Below are 23,893 nucleotides of genomic sequence, written 5' to 3'. Positions count from 1 at the left end.
TGGTTAGTTTTTTAGATGATTAAATTATTCAGTAATTAATACTGTCTTATTAACATCTACAGAATGTATTACAGTACCATTAGTAAAGTCTTCAGCAACCTTTATAGATTTTACTAATACAGATACACCTTTTGTTAAAGAAACAGATTTAAGATCACTTGTTTCAGTATACTCTGTTTTGTTAACAACAACCTTAAATCCAACGATTTCTTTATCTCCGGATGCTTTAAATGCTTCTTTAATTAAAGCATCTAAAGTAGAAGCTGTAGAAACTGTCTTTTCCTGTTTAACTGTAGGTTTTATCTGTGAGTTAGTAACAGTGAAAGTCACTCTCTTAGTATCTGTCTTAGTTGTTCCAGGCTTAGGAATGATAGTACCTGTGTATTCTACAACGTATACGCCAACAGCTGCCTGGCTTACAGTAGTATTTCCATTAAGTTTCAATGCTCCAAAGCTTGCAACAGTTCCGTCAGTTACAATAGCATTTGCGATTGTATCATTTCCTTTTTTAACAACAAAGTCAGAATCACTTAAAGCTAATTCTCTAACTTTTTCACCTTTTGAGTTATAAGCGAAAGCTTTGAATTCAACTTTTTTGTCAGACTTAACATCATCATTCATAACAACATCTACAGTGTTAACATTAGATTCAACTCTTACTGATGTTTCATTTAAATCAGTAACTGCAACAGTTCTGATAGTCACAGATGTAACTCTGTCTAAATATGTTAATCTATAAGTATAGCTAGCATTTTTTCCTGCACCCTTAGGTAATGTAAATGTTACTTTACCAGCTACGCTATTATCAACTATGATATCGTTACTAATATCACTAACAGATACTAACTTATCTGAAGTAATTTTGTTTCCATACTGATCTTTTACAGTAACATCAATAGTAACTTCATCACTAAATGAGTTGTATAATACAGCGCTAGTCTTACTTGCAGTAATTGTAGCTGCTTTTGCTTCTGCTCCAACTGTTACTTTAAGTAACTGAGTTGTATTTCCGTAAGTTACTTTGATATGTGCAACACCAGATTTGATAGCATATACGTACACACCATCGTCTGTCTTAGAAACACCTAATACAGTAGGATCAGAAGATTCAAAAGTGAAATCTTTTTCAGTTAAATCTGCGTTAGCCTGATCTTTTGCTTTCATAAATAATCTATATCCAGTTGCATCTGCAGGAATAGTAGTATTTACTTTTGTCCAATCAGCTTTTCCAGAAGTTAATGTATACTGAACATTAGTAGCTGTGTTTTTGATTTCTTCTACAGAATTGATGACTGCAGTACTTTCAAATACTTTTTCAGTTAAATCAGTATAGTCATAAGTATGGTAAACAGCTTTTACGCTAACAGATGAAGGGAAAGTATATACATTGATTTTGTATTTACCATCTTCAATAGCTCCGATATAAGCTTTTGCAGCATCATAATCGAAAGTTACGTTACGTAATTCATCAGCTGTAGTTACATCAACACCGTTAGCATCAAATAATTTGATTGATAAAGCAGTTTCTTTCTGGTATTCAACTGTTTTAGGTTCAATTACGATAGATGCTACTTTACCTACGCTTGCTACAAATTCTTTTTCAGTATCTGCATAAGATACTTTGTATGTAGCTTTGTCAACGAATTCTAAGTAAGTTTCTACCGTAGCAGTTTTTCCGTCATCGGAGAATTTAACTTCTTTGATAACCTGTTTAACGCCGTTAGCGTCAGTGATAACAAGATTATCTTTCGTTAATTTTTCCTTAGCGTCAGTTGCTAAAGTTACTTCTAATTTAGTCTTTGTAGTCTGTTTAACAGCCTGGATACCATCAAGTACAGTTACTTTAACAGAATCAGTTCTGTTGTAAGTGCTTGTGTTAGGAGTATTCCAAGCAGCTTTGGAGTAAACAGTGATTGTAGCTTCACCAACACCAACCGCTTTAACAACACCAGTTGTTGCGTTAACAGTTGCTACTTTTTCATCGCTGGAAGCGTATCTTACAGAGTCAGTTGAAGTCTTAGGATTTTTAACTGCATCTAAATCTTTTTCTTCACCAACTGCTAAAGAGAAATCTTCTGCGTTGATATCAATGCTTGTTACACGTTGTTTGATAGTGATTTTGTGTGTGAAAGCGTTAAGCCATTTTCCGGATGAATTTCTAGCAGTAGCTTTGATAGTTACTGTTCCAGGAGCTTTTGCTGTAACAACACCTGTAGTTTTAGTGATTGTAGCGATGGATGAATCACTTACTGTCCACGCATATTTGTTGCTCTTATAAACTTTGCTTAAGCTGTAATCAACTTTAGCTCCACCAACGTACATAACAGTTGGTGCTTTGCCGCCGCCCTGTTTAACAACTTTAGTTGCTGTTGCAGCTGAAGCAGATAATCCTGCTGGAGCTAAACTTGCAACTACTAATGCTAATGCAAGACCGGAAGCTAATTTCTTTTTAAAGAAATTTTTCTTCATATTCTTTCTTCCTCCTTAAAATATAGGTTTGGTTTGGTATTATATTTTTTATGTCTTATGCTGTTATTCTTTGTCTCATTGGACAAACCAATCCAGCAGACACTTTCAAATATAATCATTCCAATAACAAATTGATTATAACAATAATCAAACAAAAGGTCAAGTCCTTTTATCTATTATTTTACTTTTTTTATAACCTTTTAAACCCAGTGTATTCCTCGGTTTCTGCCTTATTTTTGACACATTCCCGCCACTTTTGAAGTTTCAGTCAACAGTCAAAAATTTGGTTTTTTCTACCAGATACATCAGTTAAGATTACACCCTGTTTGTATGTTATATCTGTATGGAATAGATTATACAAGGTCAAACTTTAAGTGAACTTATTATATTGTGTTCTCTGCTCTGTCTGACTTGACTATATAATGCTCTTTCTTTGTGTCAATTTTATGTCATGGATTTGTCATATTCCGTATATTTTTTTGTAACAATTGTGTTAATATTTTAAGACTTACCTTTAAATGTATTCCGGCAAAAAAAACACCCGTTCGTAAGTTATCAGCCTACATTACTGATTCATCTTGCGAACAGGTGTTATCTTATCCAAGGAAATCCACTTCGTATTAGCCTAGAATTTCTTCTACCATCAACTGCATTTTATCAGCATCACATACTTTTTCATGGAGTACTTCTGCCTGGCGGATTTCTTCTATAGCAGGAGGTACTGCCGTACCTGAAAGTGTACTTAGTTCATCCACTAACTCAAAGTCTGTCATACTGTCATATTTATTATCAATTGCTTCCATAACGCTTCTTGTAAATTTATAAGGACTGGCCGTGGAAGCTATCACTGTCTTTGTTGTGTCTTTACTTTCGGTTTGATACTTATTATATACCGCTGCGGCTACTGCTGTATGTGTGTCAATTACATAACCGGTTTTGTCATAAAGCTGTTTTATGGTCTTAGCAGTCTCCTGTTCTGTAGCATACCCGCCGAGAAAATCTTTCATATTCTCTTTCATACCATCCGTTATAATATATTTACCGTCTGTAGATAGAGCTTTCATAAGTTCTAAAGTTTTGTCCGCATCATCACCTGCTATTTTATATATCAATCTTTCTAAATTACTTGAGATAAGAATGTCCATAGAAGGTGAGGTTGTTAAAATAAATTCTCTGTTTCTGTCATAGGCTCCTGACTGGAAGAAATCAAATAATACTTTATTGTCATTGGAAGCGCAAATCAATTTATCAATTGGTAAACCCATGTTTTTTGCATAGAAAGCTGCAAGTATATTACCAAAGTTGCCGGTCGGTACAACAACGTTTATCTTCTCTCCCGGTTGAAGTTCACCTTTTTCGCATAATTTCCCGTATGCATACACATAATATACAATCTGCGGTACCAAACGCCCTATATTGATTGAATTGGCTGATGAGAACTGATAACCTTTTCCTTTTAAAGTAACTGCCAGTTCTTTATTACCAAATATAGCCTTTACACCATTTTGTGCGTCATCAAAGTTTCCTTTGATACCAATTACAAACGTGTTCTCCCCTTTTTGTGTCACCATTTGTTTTTCCTGAATGGGGCTGACACCATCTTTAGGATAGAATACAATGATTTTAGTTCCGTCCACATCAGCAAATCCCGCAAGCGCTGCCTTTCCTGTATCTCCGGAAGTTGCCGTTAATATTACGATTTCATCAGTAACCTGATTTTTCTTTGCAGCCGTTGTAAGAAGATGAGGGAGAATTGATAGTGCCATGTCCTTAAAGGCTATGGTTGAACCATGGAATAGTTCCAGATAGAAAGCTCCATCTGCATTTGTAATAGGAGCTATCTCACTGGTATCAAATTTATCATCATAGGCACTGTTAATACATTTTTTTAATTCTTCTTCTGTAAAATCTGTAAAAAACAGCTTCATAACTTCATAGGCAGTTTCCTGATATGTTAATTTCCCTAATTGTTCTAAAGGTATCTTAAGTTCTGGTATAGACTGGGGAACAAATAATCCTCCATCCTCTGCCAAACCTTTTAAAATCGCCTGGGAAGCTGTCATAGGTTCACTGTGACTGCGGGTACTTCGATACATCAGATTCATATGCGCTCATTCCTTTATGTTTTTTTATTTAAATTTATGAATATATTTGCTTAAATTTTATGTATTATATCACGTTTCACTCTTTAGTACAATACCTTGCGAAAAGATTCCGATGTAAATAAAAGAGACCTGATCCGTTAACGGTCATTGCCGTTTCCTTATCAGGTCTGCTTTTAAACAGTTGTTGACTTAATACTCTTTAATCTTTGCTTAACGGAAGAATTCATGTCCACCATATTGAAACAAGAATTCCAGGTTCCTATCAAACCAACGCATGCTGTTCTTGTCTGCTCTGGAGCGGGCTGAGAAGTATAATGCCCCTTTGGAATAATCTTCTCCTTGCAAAACTCTTTCTACTGCTTTTTTGGTATCCTTAGTTATTTTTACCGACCAGTACCTTCCATCCTTTGTTGGTGAGAACTGATAGATGTTTCCATTTTTCTGGAAAACAACTCCTTTAACAGTATTCGGAAAACTCTTATTGTTTACTCTGTTTAAGATGACGTTTGCTACCAGCATTTTACCTTTTATGTCTTCTCCGGTTGCTTCTGCTTCTACGATTCGTTGTAAGATTTCGATTTCTTCTTCATTCAAATTAATGACATAGTCTTTTCTCTTATCGGATTCTTTTTCTTTTTCATCGGCTTTTTTTTCTTCGGCTTCTTTTGCCACTTTAGCTTCTTCTGCTTTTTTCTTAGACTCTGTCTCTTGTTCATTAGCTGTACTACTTACAGCACTCTTGGTTTCTTTTCTCGAATTCTCTTTGGTTGAACCACTATCAACCTTCTTCATAGTTTCCGCATCTGCCTGTTCTGCGGTTATTTTATCTTTTTCTGTTTCTTTATTCGAATCGTTTTTGTCATCAGTTACTGAGTAAGTATTGTTTCCACCTTCTACTGCAAGGCTTTGTTTCTGAAGCAAGGAACTTTCCACCGGGGTACCATCAGTGGTAAGGTCACATAATATGAATTGACTGTTTAAATACACTTGATCAAAACGCACTATGGCTTCATTGGCTGTTTCTTCAACTATATCCGGGACAACCTGATGTGTTTTCTCCGCTTTAACATGAGTCTCCACATTCGTTTTACCGCTGCCATAGATATAGTCAGGGGTAAGAATAAACAAGACTGTCACCATTGCATATGCAATTACTGCCAGACTTATTTTATATTTGCCTAAATGACTTGGTACTAATTTACGAATCGGCTTCTTAACCCTTCGAAGAAACGAGTGTATTTTTAGCATAGATACATCCTCTTTTCTTTGATTTATAATAACTCCGCCGAATGGAGCTTAGGCAGCTACTCAAACAACAATCTCAGGCAAACCTTGTTTAAGCGCTTATCATGCATTATATCATCTCGCATAAACCTGTCAATAAGTATCAACTATTTTTGGAAGATACAACATAATTAATTTTCCACCATTTGTCTAGGGATAAACTAATGCACAAATTCCATTCATAAAAATAGTTATTTTATATTCATCTTGTCCAATTATTTTTTAACAAATTATTAACTATTTATTAAATATTTTACACACCTTTTTTATGCTTTATACAATTAACCATTCTTTTTTTCTCATTTTTTTATAAACTCTTTGATTTAAGCCATTTTGCATACTTATTAATTATTAAATCTCGTAATATTTTATTAATGTTTGTGTAATATTTGCTTTCTTGACTTATTACAGCTTGTCCTTGATTTTTCATGGGTGGCTAACACTTGGTTTAATCGTACATACATTCTAGTTTTCTATTCCAATAGAATACTATATGGTTCTCTTAAGCCCTTTTTCCACATCCCCTCCTCTGATAGTCCCATTGACATCCATGAGGAATTATGTTGTAATTATCAGAAAAGTAGCGCAATTATACCTTTTATATGTCAGGAGGGAACAACATTTGCCATCACTAACCGGAGTAACAAAAGCCACCAGAAAGAATGGTCAGACCTATTATCGAACTTCCATTACTTATCTCAACAAACACATCAGTCTGGGAAGCTATGACGATGAGATATCGGGTAATTTTGCTTACCTTACTGCCAGTGAAATCTTACGCGAGAATATGCATACAATTGACGATTATAATTCTAGTTTTTCTTTACCCTTCGAAAAATGGGTAATCTTAATAAATTTTCGTGATAACGGTATGTATTTTAAAAATCCAATTTATTTGAAGAATCGATATTTTGTTTACTATATAAATAAGAAGAAACTCTTCAAGTTTGATATTGATGATTTGTTTTATTATGCACATCACAAGATTATGGTAAGGGGTGGCCATCTTTTTGTTTCTGATTATGGTATGCAGGTTAACATCTTGTCCCGTTACGGAATTCGTAATTATGCAGTGACAGGCAGGGATTATCGTTTTGTCAACGGGGACGATACGGATTACCGCTATGCAAATATTGAGGTCATTAATAAATATTACGGTGTAATAAAGGAACAAAATAAGGGATTCCCCTCTTATACTGCTAAGATACATATTAAGGGTGACTTTATTATAGGAAGATACTCAACCGAACAGGAAGCAGCAATTGCTTATAATAAAGCTGCAAGAATTTTAAAAGATAAGGGATTGCAAAAAGATTTTCCGGAGAATTACATTAATACCGTTGATGAAATAGAATATGCGAGAATTTATCACAGCGTGAGAATCTCAAAAAAAATCAGGAATTATACTCTGTAATAGTACAAATATTTAACAACCATTCCTATTACAACGAATTGACAGAATCCTAACGATACATAATGAAATTTTATAACTAACACTGTAAATATAGAATACTGTTATATTTACAGTGCTTTTTTTACTTACAAGTAGTTTTTCATTAGTAAAATTAAATTTTTTTAAAATAATTATAAAAAAACACTACCTTTTTTTTATTTATGTGTTATAATGTTCTTATATTATTCTTCTTCCATTTTCATATTCCAAAAAGAAGCCATCGGTTGCATTACCATACATGATATTTAACACCTTATCTAGTATTGGAATCCGATGGCTATTTTTGACTCATTCTTTATTCTAATGATCTTTCTGCCGATGACATCGCTTTCTAAGGGGATCTAGCAATCTTGATGAAAGGCTCAGAAGTACTATTGATATTCCTAATTGAAGAACTGAACTTATAAAAAACCAGTTGTTCCGTATCCGAAGCGAAACAGAACCAAAGCTACTTAAAAGATTATTTAATTCTTTACCCGTTCCAATCTGTCGTTCTATCATAGACAAACAGGTTATTGCAGGATTGACCAACCAAAGAAGAAGCCAGTTACCAACATCAGCCGTCTGATATATCGTTCCTTCTACATTTATATTATCTAGCTTCATCTGAAGTATCACGTTAATAATCCAGGTAACTCCTATGGTTCCAACTACCAGAATCAATAAAGTTCCATAGGTAGTAACTGTTGCTGAGGTTGTCTTTTTAAATAACGCTGAAAAAAATATACCAATACTTCCTATATATATGGCAGTAACGATGACTAATAACATGAACTCTGCAAAATCCTTCAAAGTAACTCCACCAACTGAAAATACCAGTGCCAGAACCGGCAGGCTTGAAAATGCTAGCAATATCATCATACTAATAGATGAAGCAAGTTTTCCCATTATTATCTGATGGGGTGAAAGCTTTGTGGTAAGAAGAATTTCCAGAGTCTGCTTTTCCCGCTCACCCGCTATAGCTCCGGCAGTTAACGCCGGAACAGAAAATAACACTAGACAGAATTCTGTTGCCGCAATAATCGCATATATCCTTAAAATAGAAGCATAGTTAACACTTCCTCCAAACCGGTGTTCATATTCAAAGGTTACGTAAAAGGCAAACAGTCCAAAAAGAGCCAACAGCCCATTGTAGCCAAATATAATAAGAGCCGTCCTAAAACTTCTTACTCCTGTTTTCAATTCTCTTTGATAGACCGGATTTAGTTTTAACATATTTTAAATCCCTTTCTAAGTTATTAATATACTTAAGTAGCCTGTTCTTCCTGGGTAGTAATCTGTAGAAATAATGTCTCTAAATTACTTTCTTCTCTGGCAAAAGAAGAAATATGTGCCCCGTGTTGTATCATCGACGATAAAAGAGCCGCTTCCTGTACTTCATCTCCACCAAATAATATGGTAATTAGGTTATCTCTAATGGTTATATTTCTTGTAAATCGATTTTGTTTTAATATTTCAACTGCCTTCTCTTGCTCATCTGTACATTTTATAAGAATAGGTCTTGCCGCACCTCTTGCAGATATAATTTCATCTACTGTGCCAGACACTACCATCTTCCCTTTTTCAATGATTCCAATATGACTGCACATTTGAGCAAGTTCCGGAAGAATGTGTGAGCTGATTAAAATTGTCATTCCTCTATAATGAAGCTCTTTTAAAATTTCTTTCATTTCATACCTGGCTCTCGGATCCAAGCCGGAAGCAGGTTCATCCAGTATTAACAGTTCTGGATTATGAACAAGGCTTCTAGCCAAACACAGACGCTGCTTCATACCTCTTGACATTTCATCGACATAACTGTCTGCCTTTTCTGACAACTGCACCAAATCCATTAATTCCTGACATAACTTCTTAGCTTCCTTACCGACTATTCCATATATGGAAGCATAGAACTCCATGTACTCCATTGCTTTTAAGTTATCATATACTCCGAAAAAATCAGGCATATAGCCAATCTTACTTTTGAGTATCTTTTGATTACTGCTGGCATTTACCCCATCTATATACACATCGCCAGAATCTGCTTTTAGTAAACCAGTTACAATTCGCATAGTAGTAGTCTTACCAGCGCCGTTGGGGCCCACAAATCCGAATATTTCACCCTTTTTTATATTTAGATTCAGATTATCTAGTGCAATGTTTTTACTGTACCTTTTAGTTAGATTCTTTATTATCAGCATTTGCTGTCCCCTCCTTCCAATATGAAATATGAGGCAATACAATCTGATAGCCTTTTAAAGACATATCCGTACTGTAGCGGACAGTTATAGTATTATCTTTTGTTAAATATTTGTCTACATCCGTAACACTGCTGCTTGTTCCAGAACGATACACTTCATCAAAATTATTTGTTTTTATATTTTTAAAATAGACAACACCTTCAAAATTTTTCAAATAATCATTCCTGTTTTCCTGATTTCTATTCTGAAGAAATTCAAAGGATGTTACTTTTTCATTTTCAGGAAGATGATACTCGATATTCATATCGTTACTGGTTAAGTACCTGGCTTGATTGTACTTATCATAATGACCTTCTTCCATAACAATATAAGGATCCAGAGAAGATACAAAGGACTTATCTCCGTTTGCGTAATTTACATCAATTGCAAACTTTAAGACCGTCATTCCATAAGTAGTAATCTGGCTTTGTATTTCAGTAAGAATATTATCTGTTAATAAAGTAAAATCCTGCTCTTTATAAGCTTTTACCGTAGTATCACCTTCGCTTATCTGATCCCCCTTGTCATTCGCAAACCCAAATAGATAACTTTGATTCGCTTCCCAAATCTGGTTATTTTCAATCAGATATGTCAAAATACCTGCTATATTATTTTCCTTTGCTGTTAAGTTCTTCTGAGTCTCTTGTTTTCCACTTAATTTTCTCAGAATTTCCTCACTATATAAATCATCTTTTGCATTTAAAAATAGATGTTGCTTATCAGCAAGCACTACCTTCTCCCCTTTTTTCAACTCCCCTAAAGCAACTATATATCCATCACTGACAAGAAACGCATTGGAAATATCAAAATCAAACCCATTATCAATCGTTCCTTTTAATTCTTCTCCTGTATATGAAATCTCCGTACTTAGTTTATTTGGTACATTAAAGGTGTTTTCTGACTGGTAGTATACCGGTGTAAAGGCCGGATTATTTTGAATTTTTAACTCGGTATGTTCAAATCCATATTGAATTGTAGATACCGTATTAGCAAAGTCTACTTCTACTTTTCTTCCGTAATTATAAATAGCAGGACTGTTACCTGACATCTCCGTCACTTTATATTTTTTATCCAAAATAATAGAGTATGCTGTATTAAAAGGTGCCGTCAGAGAAAAGTATAAATTTTCTTCCGCCGTATTTCCTTTATTAAAGTTCAAAAGCTTCACGTATCCTGCATACGGCTCATCAATTCTTGTCTTAGAGCCCATAATAAATATGAAAACTGTAAATACTACTGCAAGTGCAGGTATAATCCCCCATGCGAGACTTCGTTTATCTAACTTTTTCAGCACAAGATATGCAATTGGGCCAACTAAAATTATATAAATTACAAGTACAATGATATAACCGCCTGCCATAGGCACCTTATCGGTATATCCTCTTGATACATTGCTATAGATACCGTAGTTATTATCTGAACCATAATATTCATTCTCTAACTGATTCTGTTTCGTATAACTTAAGTTGTTCCGTATAGCTGTTATAACCGTAAGACCGGTTGTAACTTCGGTGTTCTTAAGTCCCAAGTCAAAGGTAAATAGCTGTATATTTCCATACTCATAAGGATGCTTTATTAAAAGATTTAAATTCTCTTGGGATAAAACTGTTTCATAATCATTTGCAAACGCTATATCATAGATGTGCTTATCTACTATCTCTTCCCTAAGATTATTTACTTTGTTTTTGGTCCACTTATCAAAGATAGAATAATCTATTTCTATGGATTCATCTCCATAAAAGGCGAGCATGTCATTCCTGCTCTTGACGTTATCTAAAAACATCCTTCTGCTTTCTTCTAAGTCAAGAATTACCTGCTTTAATTCCTTAATTCCTCCCAATCTATCACAAAGATTAACTGCACTTTCAGCTACTTTTTCTGAACCTTTTAGATGCAGCTCTGTTTTAAACGCTTTCAGTGTTTTACTGCCATGCACACCCGTACCAAAAACCAGACTTCCTCCTTGTTTTGTCCATTTAAGGATTGCTTCTATCTGTTCATCCGCCAGCTTGCCTGTGTCAAATTCGTTTATTACCAGTACATCCAGTAAATCTAATCCAAGATAGTTCTGAGGAAGTGTATCTTTATTCAGGTAAAAAACCCTGTTACCCAGACTTTCCAGATATTTTAAGTCCGTAGGATTATCACTTAAAACCCCTACATAAACTAATTTTTCATAATTACCTAGCTTTACTTTTATCTTTTTCTCTAAAATGGTAGACTCGTCTTTGTTAAGAAGCTTTACCTGTATATATCCAGAGTCATCAATTACAGGCATATATATGGTTGCTTTTGTTTCACTTTGTTTGGCCAGCTTAACTTCCCTGCGATATACTGTGTTTTGTCCTTCTTTAGGAGAAATTACCTCAAACCAACCTTGAAAACTATCATCTTCCTCGCTGTCTATGGTTGCACTTACACTTATATAGCGACCATATTTTACATATTGATCATACCCATACTCTATACTCATAGACTTCCTTGAACCAGATACTTTTATATCTCCGGTTTCTGGCTCACTAGCTTCTGCGGTCATGATATTTCCATATTTTGATATCCGGAACAGACCTTTACTTTGGGATGATAGAAATGCAAAAATGGTACCCGTGATAAGAAAAGCTACCAAAATCAGTAAGCGATTCCTTATACTGCCTTTTTTTCTCTTCATCCTTCCATGCCTTCCTTCTGTTCATCCAAGACTACCTCAAAAACAGTTCCGTTAAAATCACTTCTCACTCCTATTGTGCCTCCATGCATATTTATTATATTCTTGGCAATTGCCAAGCCAAGTCCTGTACCTCCTGTTTCACTGGACCTGGAGCCCTCTAAACGATAAAAACGTTCGAATATATTTTGCAGTTCCTGTTCCGGTATAAGCCTTCCGTAATTTGTAACTGTTGTTATCACCTTTCCATCAATTGTTTCCAGCTTTATTCTTACACTTTTTCCATCTTTGCCATATTTAATGGCATTGCTGATTAAATTAGCGAAAGCCCTAGCCAGCAGATTACCATCTCCTTTTACATATACGGAACCAATAGTAGTGCTAAATTCATATTCCAAACCACTTTCCTGAAAGCTTGGATAAAATTCATCCACCAATTGATTAATTAACTTTACCATATTAAGCTTTGCCAATTCCATCGTTACTTCTCCAAAACTGAATTTAGTATAGGAGAATAAATCTTCAATTAATTTTTCCAGCCGCTTTGACTTACTGTATGCAATCTCAATATATCTTTCCTTGGTTTCCGGAGTGAGTTTATCTTTATCGGATACCAAGGAAAGATATCCAATTATTGAGGTTAATGGTGTCCTTAAGTCATGCGCCACGCTGGTTATTAACTGATTCTTGGTATTTTCACTATTGCGTTCATTTTCAATTAATTGTTTTATGTCACCTGCCATCTGATTTAACTTTGCTGCAATTAAAGCAAACTCATCGTCATTATCAATTTCTATTCGGGTATTAAAATTACCGGCAGCTATTTCTGTAATTCCTCCTGCTATCCGTTCCAAATAAGTACCAAACTTTTTAGTAAGAAAAAGAAAATAGATGGTAAATAATAATACTCCCACTAAAAAAGCTATGATAACCATGAAGACAATAAAACCTTTTGTCGGAATTCTGCCATCCCCTGTAAAGCTATTTTGAATATTGTTAGGAGTATAATTCAGACTCGCTCCATTACCTGCCGCCCTATTTGCCAAATTACCATATTTAATCTGCCCATACATCTTATTACCGTTTACAACCCGGTATACCAGATAGAATCCAAAATATAGCAGTGCCTCAGTCAAAAGAGTATATACCAGGCTCAACAGACTATATAACACTATTTCAAAACGAAAGCTTTTAAAAATACTATTTTTCAATTTTGTACCCTACTCCCCATACCGTTTTAATGATTTGAGCATTCCTAGAGTCCATCTCTATTTTCTCCCGTAATCTTCGTATATGAACCATAACCGTATTATTGGCTTCATACATCTTTTCATTCCATACTCGCTCAAATATTTCATCCGTACTGAATACCCTGCCCGGGTTGGTAGCCAACAGATATAAAATATCGAATTCAATAGGGGTTAGTTTCACTTCTTTTTCGTATGCTATAACACGGTGGTCTTCTTTATTAATAATTAGGTGGTTCACCATAATTTCTTTATTTAATTTATCTTCAAAAGAATTTGGGTTGAATTTTGTATATCGTCTAAGCTGAGATTTTACTCTGGCAGTCAATTCCAAAGGATTGAAAGGTTTTATCACATAATCATCTGCTCCGGTTCCAAGACCTATGATTTTATCCAAATCAGCAGATTTGGCACTTAGCATTATGATTGGAATCGTGCTGGTGTTACGAATTGTTTTGCACATACTTAAACCATCCGTTCCCGGCATCATAATATCAAGTATTATCAATTTGATATCTTCCCGTTCCAGAATCTCAAACCCTTCCTTAGCACTAAATGCCTTAAATACCTGATATCCATCACCAATAAGATGTATTTCAACAAGTTCTGCAATTTCTTTATCATCATCTACAACTAAAATACTGACTTGTTCCATAATAATCCTGTCCTTTCGTTGTATTTCAACATTTATACTTTACTGAATCGTTCTTTTCAATTTCTATTATAATTTTCTTTTTTATCTCAAGAATTTCCGAACTACATTGCTTTTTTCTTAGTATCTTTATTTGTTACTCTTATATTCTTTTTTATTCATTATCCTTTCGGTATCTGACTTAAAACTCCAGTAGATACAAGGGTTACAGCGTAATATTTTGGGAATCTAAGATTAATTTCATACTAGCATATATACCCCTAAAAGTCTTTACTTTTTTCTTAAGAAACCCTGCCAATTCTATGTCAGCTTTCTTACAGTGCTTGCTTTATGAATCGTACTGCATGCCTAAACCATGATGTACTATACCTCAAAGTGTATCCAGCCCGGCACAAGCAGTTTTCAGACACACCCTAGGCAGAATGAGTATTCAGATATATAATCAGCTGTCAATAACAAACTATTGTAAGACACAAAAATACCTCCTTAAAATTACCATTTCAGGAGGTTTTTTAAATGAGCAGCACTATAAGCCGAGTTCTGTATTAAATGATCATCTATCTTTGCCAGGTGTTACCACATGGCTCGTTCTCAATCGTATATACGATTTACAAACCGCGACCTACCCTAAAGCACGACGGGCCGCCGTATCGCTTTACATTCGGTCTTGCTTCGAGTGGGGTTTACATGTGCCCTGTTTGTTACCAACCAGGCGGTGGGCTCTTACCCCACCATTCCACCCTTACCGGCAAAAAGCCGGCGGTATATTTCTATTGCACTATCCTTAGAGTCGCCTCCACCGGACGTTATCCGGCACCCTGCCCTATGAAGCTCGGACTTTCCTCACCTATGGTCTTTCGACACTTATAGGCGCGATCATCTGTGCTACTCACAATATGTTATTGTAACACGAAACATACCTTTTGTAAATAGTTTTGTCATTAAAAACACGACAAATGTATGAAAAACGATTTTGTTAATGAAATGCAGATATGTGGTCAGTTTTGTTCCTTGTACATTTGCAGTTCATTTAAAATTTTATGTTTTATGTTTTTTTCGTTATTACAATCTCATTCTCTTTACAGCATACCTCAATAATATCACCAATTGAAAATCCAGTTCCATTCAACCACTGCCCTTTCAGTATAATTTCAGGAATTGGTTGTCTTTTATAATACGATTGATATACTTTTAAACATCTGGTTTTCAACTTCATAAACCACTCCCCCTTTCATTTTATAATTTAATTATACGCCTAATAAGATGTAAAGTCAATACTCCTGATAAGATGTATGATAATGTATTTATCGGAGGTGCTATTATGTATATCTATAAACGAATTAAGGATTTACGAGAGGATAGAGATTTGACTCAGGGGCAGATTTCTAAATTGCTGAATACAACTCAGCAACAATACAGTAAATATGAATTAGGTATTCAAGAAATACCTGTTCATCACCTGATTACATTGGCTGACTATTATAATACTTCAACAGATTATTTATTAGGACGTACCGATAATAAAAAATTTTATAAATAGAAAAAATCCTTCCAATGAATCAAGAAAACTTGTCCATTGGAAAGATTTACACTTTACTATACTATGTTTATTGTTAATCCCTAGATTTATAATTTACATTTAAATATCGTATATGTAAATAGTATATCCACTATCATACAAATTTTTCACACTTTTTTCTTCAAATTTATCATAAGTATGCTGAGTTATATAGGCCGTTGCATAATTTCCAGTAGTACCCAAACGTGTCACGATTACTGTATGGTCAATACTTCCGTCTCCATCAAAATCAATACTTATTGGGTCGCCTGCTTCTACGGACGAAGCATAGCTTTTTACACCAACTCTCCAAAACCAAAAGTTATAAAAGTTTTGTGCACCGCCCCATGTATATGAAGGTTTTGATAAAAAGAAATCTTCATAATACCAACTAGTTGATGAATAAGGTCCGCTTTCATGACCTATCTGGGATACTCCACCCGCATATAAGCATTGTGAAACAAAATTTGTACAATTATTCCATCCTCTTCGAGTTTTTCCTCCTAAGCTTCCATCTGAATCCCACATAGTATTATCTGTTTGACTTTGTCCTGCTTCCTTGGCATAGTATTATGTTTTACTATAATACTAAAAAAATTATTTTATAGTAAGACAGTTCAATTTTTAACGAAAACATCAATCACTCCATGTCCAAATTATGTACTTTCCAGTATATTTTGTACTTTTAACCATTAGTTCACTATTATCCTTTAAAAAAAAGTAAGCAGAACCATTCTGTTCAATAAATTTCCATCCTTCCCCATCCATATATTGTATTAATATATCATTACCCTCTCCTGCTTTACTAATGTACCTATCGGGATTATCAGATATTTGAACAAAGTTCATATCACTCGAATTCAATTTTATTATTGCATTGATTATCGGTATTGGATTACCTTCCTGAAACAGAATTGGAGATATAAAAATAATAACAAAGATAAATATTGCCAAAACTACTATAAACTTTTTCTTCACCATTTATTGCTCTCCTATTCAATATAAATTAGTATTACATTAATAATACACCATTTTTTTACAATTATGTCAATTTTATTTTCCCTCTACTCAAAATAAGTATAACTAAACTTTATTATACACAAAAAAATATCAATAGAGTTTTCACTCAGTTGATATTTTTTTGCCTGTTCTTTTATATCATTTGAACAACTTATAATTAAACTTTAAAACAACTTCCCCCTACGAATTCTTTTAATATCGAATTCTGTGGCACTGCTTCACTGCTTACTCCAAGAAAATAATCCAAAAATTTAAGAAGTCGTTTGGCTTCCACATATTCCTCAGAATCCTTACGAATTCCAAATAATACAGGTTCTGCATATTGTTTTAAGATAGCCAGCTCATAAATCAAAGCGGAATTAAACATTACATCCGAATCCTCTTGATAAGGGAAAATATTTTCTTCTTCCCCCCGTCTCACGGATGGCCACATGTTAATGGTCTGGGTACCGGATACCCCTCTGGTTCTGGCATCTCTTACCATACGTCTTATTAATCGTAAATCAGTGGTCGGTATACGGTTATGTTCATCTATGTTCAGAGAAGTCAAAGCACTGATGTAGATTTTGAATTTACTTTCCCTTGGAAGGCTGTAAGACATTTTATCATTTAAACCATGAATACCCTCGATAACAAGAATATCATTTGCTCCAAGGGTCTTGTATTTGCCTTTGTATTCCCTATGCCCGGTTTTAAAGTTAAAGCTTGGAAGTTCAACGGTTTTGCCCGCCAGTAAATCGGTCATATCTTTATTAAAGCTTTCCAAATCAATAGAATATAGCGATTCATAATTGGGTTTTCCTTCTTCATCCAAAGGAGTCATATCACGTTCTACAAAATAGTCGTCCACTGCAATGGGATGAGGTGTTAAACCATGGGTTTTCAGCTGTATGGATAACCTGTGAGAAAAGGTGGTTTTCCCGGAGGAGGACGGACCTGCAATCATAACGAATTTCTTGCCGGATGTCTTTATCTGCTCAGCAATTTCCCCGATTTTCATTTCCTGGAGAGCCTCCTGGGTCAGGATTAAATCATTAATTCTGCCTTCTACGATTGCATCATTTAAAGCCCCCACGGTCTCGATTTCCATGTTGCTGCTAGAGCGGTTAGACTCCATTAAAGTATAGAACAGCTTTTCCTGTGGAACAAAGGCTTCTAATTCTTTCGTGCTTCTTTTTTCCGGCAATAAAAGGATTACTCCTCCGCCGTATGGAAAAAGGTCAAAGTATTTCAACATGCCGGTACTGGGCGGCATATAGCCATAATAATAATCTTCAAAACCTTCCAGATTATATATATTTGCCTTTGACACCCTGCGGTAATGGAATAGCTTCTCTTTATCATGCATTCCGTAGAAATTAAATAACTCAATAGCATCATCAGTTCCCATAGACCTTTTCATAATAGGAAAATCCTTTTGAATTAAATCTTCCATCTTCTCTTTGATTGCCTTACATAATCCCTCTGTAATGGGGACTTTTATATCCGGCTGGCAATATAAACCGTTACCAATGGAAAATTCAACAGATATTTTATTAATATTGTCTGCTCCAATTACGCTGTACATCGCTTTTAACATAACCAGCGTTAGACCCCTGTTATAGGTTTTATGCCCTGCATCGTCAGCAGTGGTAACAAACCGTATCTTACAGTCTTTTTGTACCGTCTTTGGTAATTCTCTTAATTTATTATTTATATATGCAAGAATAATATCTTCTTTATAGTTTTTCTGGTATTCCCTGCTGATATCCAGTAATCGGATGCCCTTTGGGTAAACCTTGATTTCTCCATCTATTTCAATCTGAACTTTTTCTTCCATAAAGCCTCCATTCTCCAAAATTCTGCCGAAGTCTCGCCGCTATTTTTTTATACTTGTTATAGTATGCCGTTAACTTTAAGACGAAACGGATTTTCATGGATTTACGTCATCTTTTTGCATCAGTTTCATAGCTTCTTCAATATATAAAAGCTCCTGCCTAATCTCTACCAGTCTTAAGACAGTTTTGTCTGTAGGTTTCTGTTCTAAGGCTTCAACTACTTCCAAGCGAAGACATTTTTCCCTGTCTAAATATTCCTTCACTACCGGCAGCCCCTGCTCTAATAACTTTTTTCCATACAAGTAATACACCTCACCGGAATATAATTCTGTCCCTGCATCGGATATTACTGCTTTTATAATGGTGTAGAACTTACCCTCATCTTTTACCATATGTTCTTCTACAATGGAGTACCCAATCTGATGAAGATATTTTCTTACCAGCTGTAATTCTGACTGAGGCTGAAGGACTAATTCTGTGCACTTGCTAACTGCTGCCCTGCCCTCTGTCAGAATTCTTACCATAAGGGCTCCGCCCATACCGGCTAGCAGTATTGTATCCGCTTCTCCGGGAACAAGCTTCTCTAAACCATCTGACAGTCTGGTCTGAATTCTCTCTTCATAGCCGTATAGCGTGATATTTTCCTTTGCTCTTTCCAAAGGTCCTTTATTCACGTCCATAGCTATAACCTGGGGTGCTATGTTATTTTCAATTAAATATATGGATATGTAGGCGTGGTCGCATCCTACATCTGCAACTCTGTTTCCTTTTGTAACGGAATCCGCCACTGCTTTTAGTCTTATTGATAATTGCAAAGTCTTCTATGCCTTTCCGTTGTATTTCAAACCTTTACTGTTTGCTCTTATTTCGCACACTATTGTTGTAATGTGTCTAAATACACTTCTTATAAAATCTATGCAAAAGCCCTCAGATAACGATTTATCAGTGTTTCATTTTGTATTAATAATACATTTCAACCCTCCTATAAATCGTTACCCTTGTATTTATTATAGTTTTTTATTACTCTGAATGTTTTTAAACTATTTTGGGTTTAATTAAAGTTCTCAAGCAGAAATTAACTAACCCATTTAGTCCGAGTTATTCCAGATAGTCCTTTAATTTACGGCTTCTGCTGGGATGTCTTAACTTTCTTAGGGCTTTTGCTTCTATCTGACGGATACGCTCTCTGGTTACATTAAATTCCTTACCAACCTCTTCTAAGGTACGGGCACGTCCATCATCTAGTCCAAACCGCAGACGCAGAACTTTTTGTTCACGATCTGTTAAGGTTCCAAGAACATCAATTAATTGTTCCTTTAATAAAGTAAATGCAGCCGCTTCTGCCGGTACAGGTACATTGTCATCTTGTATAAAATCTCCCAGATGGCTGTCCTCTTCTTCACCGATAGGCGTTTCTAATGACACCGGTTCCTGTGAAATCTTTTGTATTTCCCGTACCCTCTCTACCGGAACATTCATTTCTGCTGCCACCTCCTCCGGTGACGGTTCTCTTCCTAATTCCTGTAATAACTGTCTCTGTACACGAATTAACTTATTAATGGTTTCCACCATATGCACCGGAATACGAATGGTTCTAGCCTGGTCTGCTATGGCTCTTGTAATCGCCTGCCTTATCCACCAAGTGGCATAGGTACTGAATTTAAAGCCTTTGGTGTAATCAAACTTTTCCACAGCTTTAATTAATCCTAGGTTTCCTTCCTGTATTAAGTCAAGAAACATCATACCACGTCCTACATAGCGTTTTGCTATACTAACTACCAGACGGAGATTGGCCTCTGCCAGTCGTTTTTTTGCTTCAGCATCTCCAACCTTCATTCTCCTTGCCAGTTCAATCTCTTCATCTGCACTTAACAGGGGAACTTTACCGATTTCTTTTAAATACATCCTGACGGGATCGTCAATGCTTATTCCTTCCGGTATGGAAAAATCAATTTCTTCCAGGTCTTCGTCTTCTAATATAATATCTTCTTCATCTTCTGTAATTCTCAAAACATCTACATTGTTTGCTTCAAGAAATTCGTAGATTCTTTCCACCATATTGGGGTCCATATCAAAATCGACAAAAAAATCATTTATTTCCTGAAATTCAAGAACATTCTTTTTCTTTTTGGCAAAAACCAAAAGCTCTTTTAGCTTTTCTGAAAATTTAACCATGTTCTCATCCATTATTTATCCATCCTCCTTTTTTGGAACGAATCTTTTTGTAAGTTGCTCTTCTATAGAAAGGAATTATATACATTGATGCTACAGCTATATAGTATTTTAACCATCATGTAGGGAAATATGCAATTTTTGTAAGTCAGCCTGTTCCTTTATAATGCTTTGGAGTGCCAGAATATCATTATTTTCAATCGCCATTTTACTTTGTAAATCAAGACTGTTCTTCTTTATCCTGAGTACTGTTTCATTCAGTGCCTTCTCGCGTTCCATGTCACTCATCTCATGGTTCATAGACATATTAAAAAGAGAAGCTGTTTCATTTTGTTCCTCTTTACTTTCAAAACGGTTAATTATCTTAGCCGGAGTTACGGTATGCTCTGTTTTGTACTGCTCAAAAACCATCTGCGCCACTTCTTTATAGAGCTCCTCCGTAAAATCCTCAGGTTTGATAATTCCCTGTATTTTATCGAATATTCTGGTATCTTCAATCAACCAAGTCAGGAGTATTTTTTGGGATTGCTTCATACCATCCTCAGGAACATTCTTCCGTTTGCCTTCTACTCCACTTTCTTTTGACCTGGGAACCTGTCCGCCTATGAGCTGCGCCCCATAACGGTTTACCAGCTTTTTCAGGTTTTCAAAACCTATCAGGTATTTGTCTGCAACCGTTTGAGTATATATGTTTCTCTCGATTTCCTCGGTAAATATCAGCAATTTTTTTGCAACTTCATTAAAAAACCTGGTTTTTGCTTCCGGATCGTTTAAATCATATTCCTTTTCCAGCACATCAATTTCAAATAAGAAGGAATTCCTGGCACTTTCTATCCGTTTTGTAAATTCATCGGCTCCCAAAGCTTTGATAAACTCATCCGGGTCTTTATACGGCTTCATATCAATTACTTTAACTGTCAGCCCTGCCTCCTTTAAGATGGGAATTGCCCTTAAGGCAGCCTTTGTACCTGCTTCGTCACTATCATAGGTTAGTAATACCTCACCCGTATAACGTTTTAATAAATTCGCCTGTAAACCTGTAAAGGCCGTTCCAAGAGAAGCCACGGCATTAGTAAAGCCAGCCTGGTGCAGGGCAATCACATCCATATAGCCTTCGCAGATTAAAATATTGGGTCTTCTGGCTATTCTTGCAAAATTAAGCCCATACAGATTACGGCTTTTATCAAATAATTTTGTTTCTGGAGAATTTAAGTATTTTGGTGTACCTTCACCCATAACACGGCCGCCGAAGCCGATTACCCGGTTATTCACATCCATAATTGGAAACATAACCCGATTCCAGAATTTGTCATATACTTTCTTTTTTTCATCAAAACTGAATAAGCCGGCTTCCTTTAGAATACTATCTTCATATCCTAAATGTTTTAGGTACTGATACAAGTCGTCTCCGGTTTTGTTAGAAAATCCAAGACCGAATTTTTTAATCGTTTCCGCGGACAATGCTCTATTTTTTAAATATTCATAAGCTGCTTGTCCACGGTTTGATTTTAACTGATAATAATAATACTTTGCAGCTTCTTTATTAATCTCTAACAATCGATTCTTTAAACCTGCCTGCTTCTTGGCTTCCTCACTATATTCCACCTCTGGCAGATTAATGCCTGCTTTTCCGGCCAGGTATTTTATCGTCTCCACAAAGGTATAATTCTCATACTCCATAATAAATGTGAAAACATTACCTCCAACTCCACAGCCAAAGCAATGATACATTTGTTTTGAACTGCTCACGCTAAAGGAGGGGGATTTTTCGTTATGAAAAGGACAAAGCCCCATATGACTGCCGCCTTTTTTCTGAAGCTTAACATAGGAACCGATTACATCCACTATATCGTTTTTGATTCTTATTTCTTCCACCAGCTCTTCAGGATAAAACATGGAACTCTCCTTCTTTATTTATAATGCGACAATATGTCACTGTAAATCTTTTCTTTTCTGCATTTGTATATTCATACAGCTCACTTTATTATACCACAGAATGTAATAACTTCCACTAAAGGTGCCACATCGCTTACAAGACACCCTGCCCTGCATCCGTATACTGATTATGTTCATTAAGAATATGACTCCTGACTCCCTAATAAATGCTCCAGGAACGGGGAATGGTAAGCTCCTTGAACTTTGCCACCGCAAAACGGTCTGTCATTCCTGCAATATAGTCACAAACTACTCTGGCGGCGGTTTCCCCCTGATTTTCTATCATGACCAGATATTCCTCGGGCAAAAGTTCCAAGTGTTCGGTATAATACTCAAAAAGATAAGCTACCATTTCCTCTGCCTTTTGTTCTTCCCCCTTCGCCACCGGATTGGTGTATACACTGCAAAACATATATCGTCTCATCTCAAACATGGTTTTTTCCACTTCCGGGGACATAACAATATCCTCTTGATTCTCACTGTTTGAAATAATATCATGTATAAGTGTATTAAGCCTTTGGGTTGAACTGTAGCCCAAGATCTTTGTATACTCTGGGGGAATGTCGTCTTCCGTAATAATATGCCCTCGAATGGCATCGTCAATATCATGATTTATATATGCTATTTTGTCAGAAAGTCTTACAATCTTTCCTTCTAGGGTAGATGGTATTCCTTTGGTCTGATGATTTAAGATACCATCCCTTACCTCTTTTGTCAGATTCAGCCCTTTTCCATGATTATCTAATAATTCTACCACTCTTATGCTTTGTTTATGATGTTCAAAACCATCAGGGCAGATTTTGTTTAAAGCTCTTTCTCCTGCATGTCCGAAAGGAGTATGCCCTAAGTCATGACCTAAAGCAATTGCCTCTGTCAAATCTTCATTAAGTCTCAACGCTCTTGCTATGGTTCTGGCATTCTGGGTCACCTCTAATGTATGCGTCAGCCTGGTACGGTAATGATCCCCTTCCGGTGCCAGAAATACCTGTGTTTTGTGCTTCAACCTGCGAAAGGATTTAGAATGGAGTATCCTGTCCCTGTCTCTTTGGTATATGGGACGGATGTCACAGGGTTCTTCGTATCTGTCCCGTCCTTTCGAATTATCACTAAAGGATGCATATGGACTTAAGTACTCATGCTCCCTCATTTCTAACTTTTGCCGCATATTCTGTTTTAATTCTGTTTTACCAGCTTTTAATCTGTCTTCTCTTGTTCCATCACCAATCATAAGGTCACGCTCCTTTCTCCATGTTTCGGTTGTCTGTCAGCCTGATAATTAACTAATTCAAGCTTGGGG

General features: G+C 35.7%; 18 protein-coding genes and 1 other RNA gene. 2 read left to right on the top strand and 17 right to left on the bottom strand.

All coding sequences use genetic code 11. The features are described from left to right. Positions 1-24: 24 nt before the first annotated feature. From acsn021_RS04745 to acsn021_RS22800, 3 genes are all read right to left on the bottom strand, one after another. The gene (locus acsn021_RS04745; protein ID WP_184090436.1) at positions 25-2,469 is read right to left on the bottom strand and encodes an Ig-like domain-containing protein; all 2,445 of its coding nucleotides are present in this window, start codon (positions 2,467-2,469) and stop codon (positions 25-27) included. A gap of 620 nt (positions 2,470-3,089) precedes the next feature. After that, a complete protein-coding gene (gene thrC / locus acsn021_RS04740; RefSeq protein WP_184090433.1) occupies positions 3,090-4,574 on the bottom strand; it encodes a threonine synthase in 1,485 nt (494 codons plus the stop codon). Positions 4,575-4,784: 210 nt separating this feature from the next. After that, the gene (locus acsn021_RS22800; protein ID WP_243167765.1) at positions 4,785-5,822 is read right to left on the bottom strand and encodes a cell wall hydrolase; all 1,038 of its coding nucleotides are present in this window, start codon (positions 5,820-5,822) and stop codon (positions 4,785-4,787) included. A 658-nt stretch (positions 5,823-6,480) separates the two neighbouring features. On the opposite strand from acsn021_RS22800, the gene acsn021_RS04730 reads away from it, so the two are divergent. Further along, positions 6,481-7,272, top strand: a complete 792-nt coding sequence (locus tag acsn021_RS04730) for a hypothetical protein (protein WP_184090430.1) — start codon at positions 6,481-6,483, stop codon at positions 7,270-7,272. Between the two features lie 339 nt (positions 7,273-7,611). Here acsn021_RS04730 and acsn021_RS04725 read toward each other — a convergent pair whose 3' ends face one another. The 7 genes from acsn021_RS04725 to acsn021_RS04695 form a co-directional block, all read right to left on the bottom strand. Beyond that, positions 7,612-8,526 carry an ABC transporter permease gene (locus acsn021_RS04725; protein WP_184090427.1) on the bottom strand — a complete coding sequence of 305 codons (915 nt, stop codon included), beginning with the start codon at positions 8,524-8,526 and terminating at the stop codon, positions 7,612-7,614. A gap of 32 nt (positions 8,527-8,558) precedes the next feature. Further along, positions 8,559-9,491, bottom strand: coding sequence for an ABC transporter ATP-binding protein (locus acsn021_RS04720; RefSeq protein ID WP_184090424.1), 933 nt, complete (start codon positions 9,489-9,491; stop codon positions 8,559-8,561). Then, positions 9,466-12,198, bottom strand: a complete 2,733-nt coding sequence (locus acsn021_RS04715) for a hypothetical protein (RefSeq protein ID WP_184090421.1) — start codon at positions 12,196-12,198, stop codon at positions 9,466-9,468. Before acsn021_RS04715 ends, acsn021_RS04720 begins: the two co-directional genes overlap by 26 nt. After that, positions 12,195-13,406: a sensor histidine kinase gene (locus tag acsn021_RS04710; protein ID WP_184090418.1), complete on the bottom strand. Its 1,212-nt coding sequence runs from the start codon at positions 13,404-13,406 to the stop codon at positions 12,195-12,197. Before acsn021_RS04710 ends, acsn021_RS04715 begins: the two co-directional genes overlap by 4 nt. Further along, positions 13,396-14,097, bottom strand: a complete 702-nt coding sequence (locus acsn021_RS04705) for a response regulator transcription factor (RefSeq protein WP_184090415.1) — start codon at positions 14,095-14,097, stop codon at positions 13,396-13,398. The genes acsn021_RS04710 and acsn021_RS04705 overlap by 11 nt, the downstream gene beginning before the upstream one ends. Positions 14,098-14,607: 510 nt before the next feature. Next, positions 14,608-14,986: RNase P RNA component class A (gene rnpB / locus acsn021_RS04700), an RNA gene on the bottom strand. A 153-nt stretch (positions 14,987-15,139) separates the two neighbouring features. Continuing rightward, positions 15,140-15,310, bottom strand: coding sequence for a SymE family type I addiction module toxin (locus acsn021_RS04695; protein ID WP_184090412.1), 171 nt, complete (start codon positions 15,308-15,310; stop codon positions 15,140-15,142). Between the two features lie 105 nt (positions 15,311-15,415). Here acsn021_RS04695 and acsn021_RS04690 point away from each other — a divergent pair, with 105 nt between their 5' ends. Continuing rightward, positions 15,416-15,634, top strand: a complete 219-nt coding sequence (locus tag acsn021_RS04690; RefSeq protein WP_197978595.1) for a helix-turn-helix domain-containing protein — start codon at positions 15,416-15,418, stop codon at positions 15,632-15,634. A 99-nt stretch (positions 15,635-15,733) separates the two neighbouring features. On the opposite strand, the gene acsn021_RS04685 is transcribed toward acsn021_RS04690, so the two are convergent. The 7 genes from acsn021_RS04685 to acsn021_RS04655 all read right to left on the bottom strand — a co-directional run bounded on the left by acsn021_RS04685 (position 15,734) and on the right by acsn021_RS04655 (position 23,761). Beyond that, positions 15,734-16,180 (bottom strand): amidase domain-containing protein, encoded by a 447-nt coding sequence (locus tag acsn021_RS04685; RefSeq protein WP_184090409.1) that lies wholly within the window; start codon positions 16,178-16,180, stop codon positions 15,734-15,736. Positions 16,181-16,288: 108 nt separating this feature from the next. Further along, on the bottom strand, positions 16,289-16,633 hold the full coding sequence (locus acsn021_RS04680; RefSeq protein ID WP_184090406.1) for a hypothetical protein: 345 nt from the start codon (positions 16,631-16,633) through the stop codon (positions 16,289-16,291). Between the two features lie 196 nt (positions 16,634-16,829). Further along, complete coding sequence (locus tag acsn021_RS04675; RefSeq protein ID WP_184090403.1) at positions 16,830-18,491, bottom strand: nucleoside kinase; 1,662 nt, start codon at positions 18,489-18,491, stop codon at positions 16,830-16,832. Between the two features lie 93 nt (positions 18,492-18,584). Further along, on the bottom strand, positions 18,585-19,304 hold the full coding sequence (locus tag acsn021_RS04670; RefSeq protein WP_184090400.1) for a tRNA (adenine(22)-N(1))-methyltransferase: 720 nt from the start codon (positions 19,302-19,304) through the stop codon (positions 18,585-18,587). Positions 19,305-19,587: 283 nt separating this feature from the next. Next, positions 19,588-20,676 carry an RNA polymerase sigma factor RpoD gene (gene rpoD, locus acsn021_RS04665; RefSeq protein ID WP_184090397.1) on the bottom strand — a complete coding sequence of 363 codons (1,089 nt, stop codon included), beginning with the start codon at positions 20,674-20,676 and terminating at the stop codon, positions 19,588-19,590. 96 nt (positions 20,677-20,772) lie between these two features. Then, entirely contained in the window at positions 20,773-22,557 is a 1,785-nt protein-coding gene (dnaG, locus tag acsn021_RS04660) for a DNA primase (RefSeq protein ID WP_184090394.1), read from the bottom strand. A gap of 199 nt (positions 22,558-22,756) precedes the next feature. Continuing rightward, positions 22,757-23,761, bottom strand: a complete 1,005-nt coding sequence (locus acsn021_RS04655; protein ID WP_243167778.1) for a deoxyguanosinetriphosphate triphosphohydrolase — start codon at positions 23,759-23,761, stop codon at positions 22,757-22,759. Between the last annotated feature and the right edge of the window lie 132 nt (positions 23,762-23,893).

Origin of the sequence: Anaerocolumna cellulosilytica, assembly GCF_014218335.1 — a bacterium.
GTDB classification, from domain to species: domain Bacteria; phylum Bacillota; class Clostridia; order Lachnospirales; family Lachnospiraceae; genus Anaerocolumna; species Anaerocolumna cellulosilytica.
The sequence above is the reverse complement of the archived record's forward strand: the minus strand, read 5'-3'. Positions and strand labels throughout refer to the sequence as shown.

Coding starts and splice junctions, on each gene's coding strand:
- acsn021_RS04745 (WP_184090436.1), bottom strand. CDS start 2,469: ATGAAGAAAAATTTCTTTAAAAAGAAATTAGCTTCCGGTCTTGCATTA.
- thrC (WP_184090433.1), bottom strand. CDS start 4,574: ATGAATCTGATGTATCGAAGTACCCGCAGTCACAGTGAACCTATGACA.
- acsn021_RS22800 (WP_243167765.1), bottom strand. CDS start 5,822: ATGCTAAAAATACACTCGTTTCTTCGAAGGGTTAAGAAGCCGATTCGT.
- acsn021_RS04725 (WP_184090427.1), bottom strand. CDS start 8,526: ATGTTAAAACTAAATCCGGTCTATCAAAGAGAATTGAAAACAGGAGTA.
- acsn021_RS04720 (WP_184090424.1), bottom strand. CDS start 9,491: ATGCTGATAATAAAGAATCTAACTAAAAGGTACAGTAAAAACATTGCA.
- acsn021_RS04715 (WP_184090421.1), bottom strand. CDS start 12,198: ATGAAGAGAAAAAAAGGCAGTATAAGGAATCGCTTACTGATTTTGGTA.
- acsn021_RS04705 (WP_184090415.1), bottom strand. CDS start 14,097: ATGGAACAAGTCAGTATTTTAGTTGTAGATGATGATAAAGAAATTGCA.
- acsn021_RS04695 (WP_184090412.1), bottom strand. CDS start 15,310: ATGAAGTTGAAAACCAGATGTTTAAAAGTATATCAATCGTATTATAAA.
- acsn021_RS04690 (WP_197978595.1), top strand. CDS start 15,416: ATGTATATCTATAAACGAATTAAGGATTTACGAGAGGATAGAGATTTG.
- acsn021_RS04685 (WP_184090409.1), bottom strand. CDS start 16,180: ATGTGGGATTCAGATGGAAGCTTAGGAGGAAAAACTCGAAGAGGATGG.
- acsn021_RS04680 (WP_184090406.1), bottom strand. CDS start 16,633: ATGGTGAAGAAAAAGTTTATAGTAGTTTTGGCAATATTTATCTTTGTT.
- acsn021_RS04675 (WP_184090403.1), bottom strand. CDS start 18,491: ATGGAAGAAAAAGTTCAGATTGAAATAGATGGAGAAATCAAGGTTTAC.
- rpoD (WP_184090397.1), bottom strand. CDS start 20,676: ATGGATGAGAACATGGTTAAATTTTCAGAAAAGCTAAAAGAGCTTTTG.
- dnaG (WP_184090394.1), bottom strand. CDS start 22,557: ATGTTTTATCCTGAAGAGCTGGTGGAAGAAATAAGAATCAAAAACGAT.
- acsn021_RS04655 (WP_243167778.1), bottom strand. CDS start 23,761: ATGCGGCAAAAGTTAGAAATGAGGGAGCATGAGTACTTAAGTCCATAT.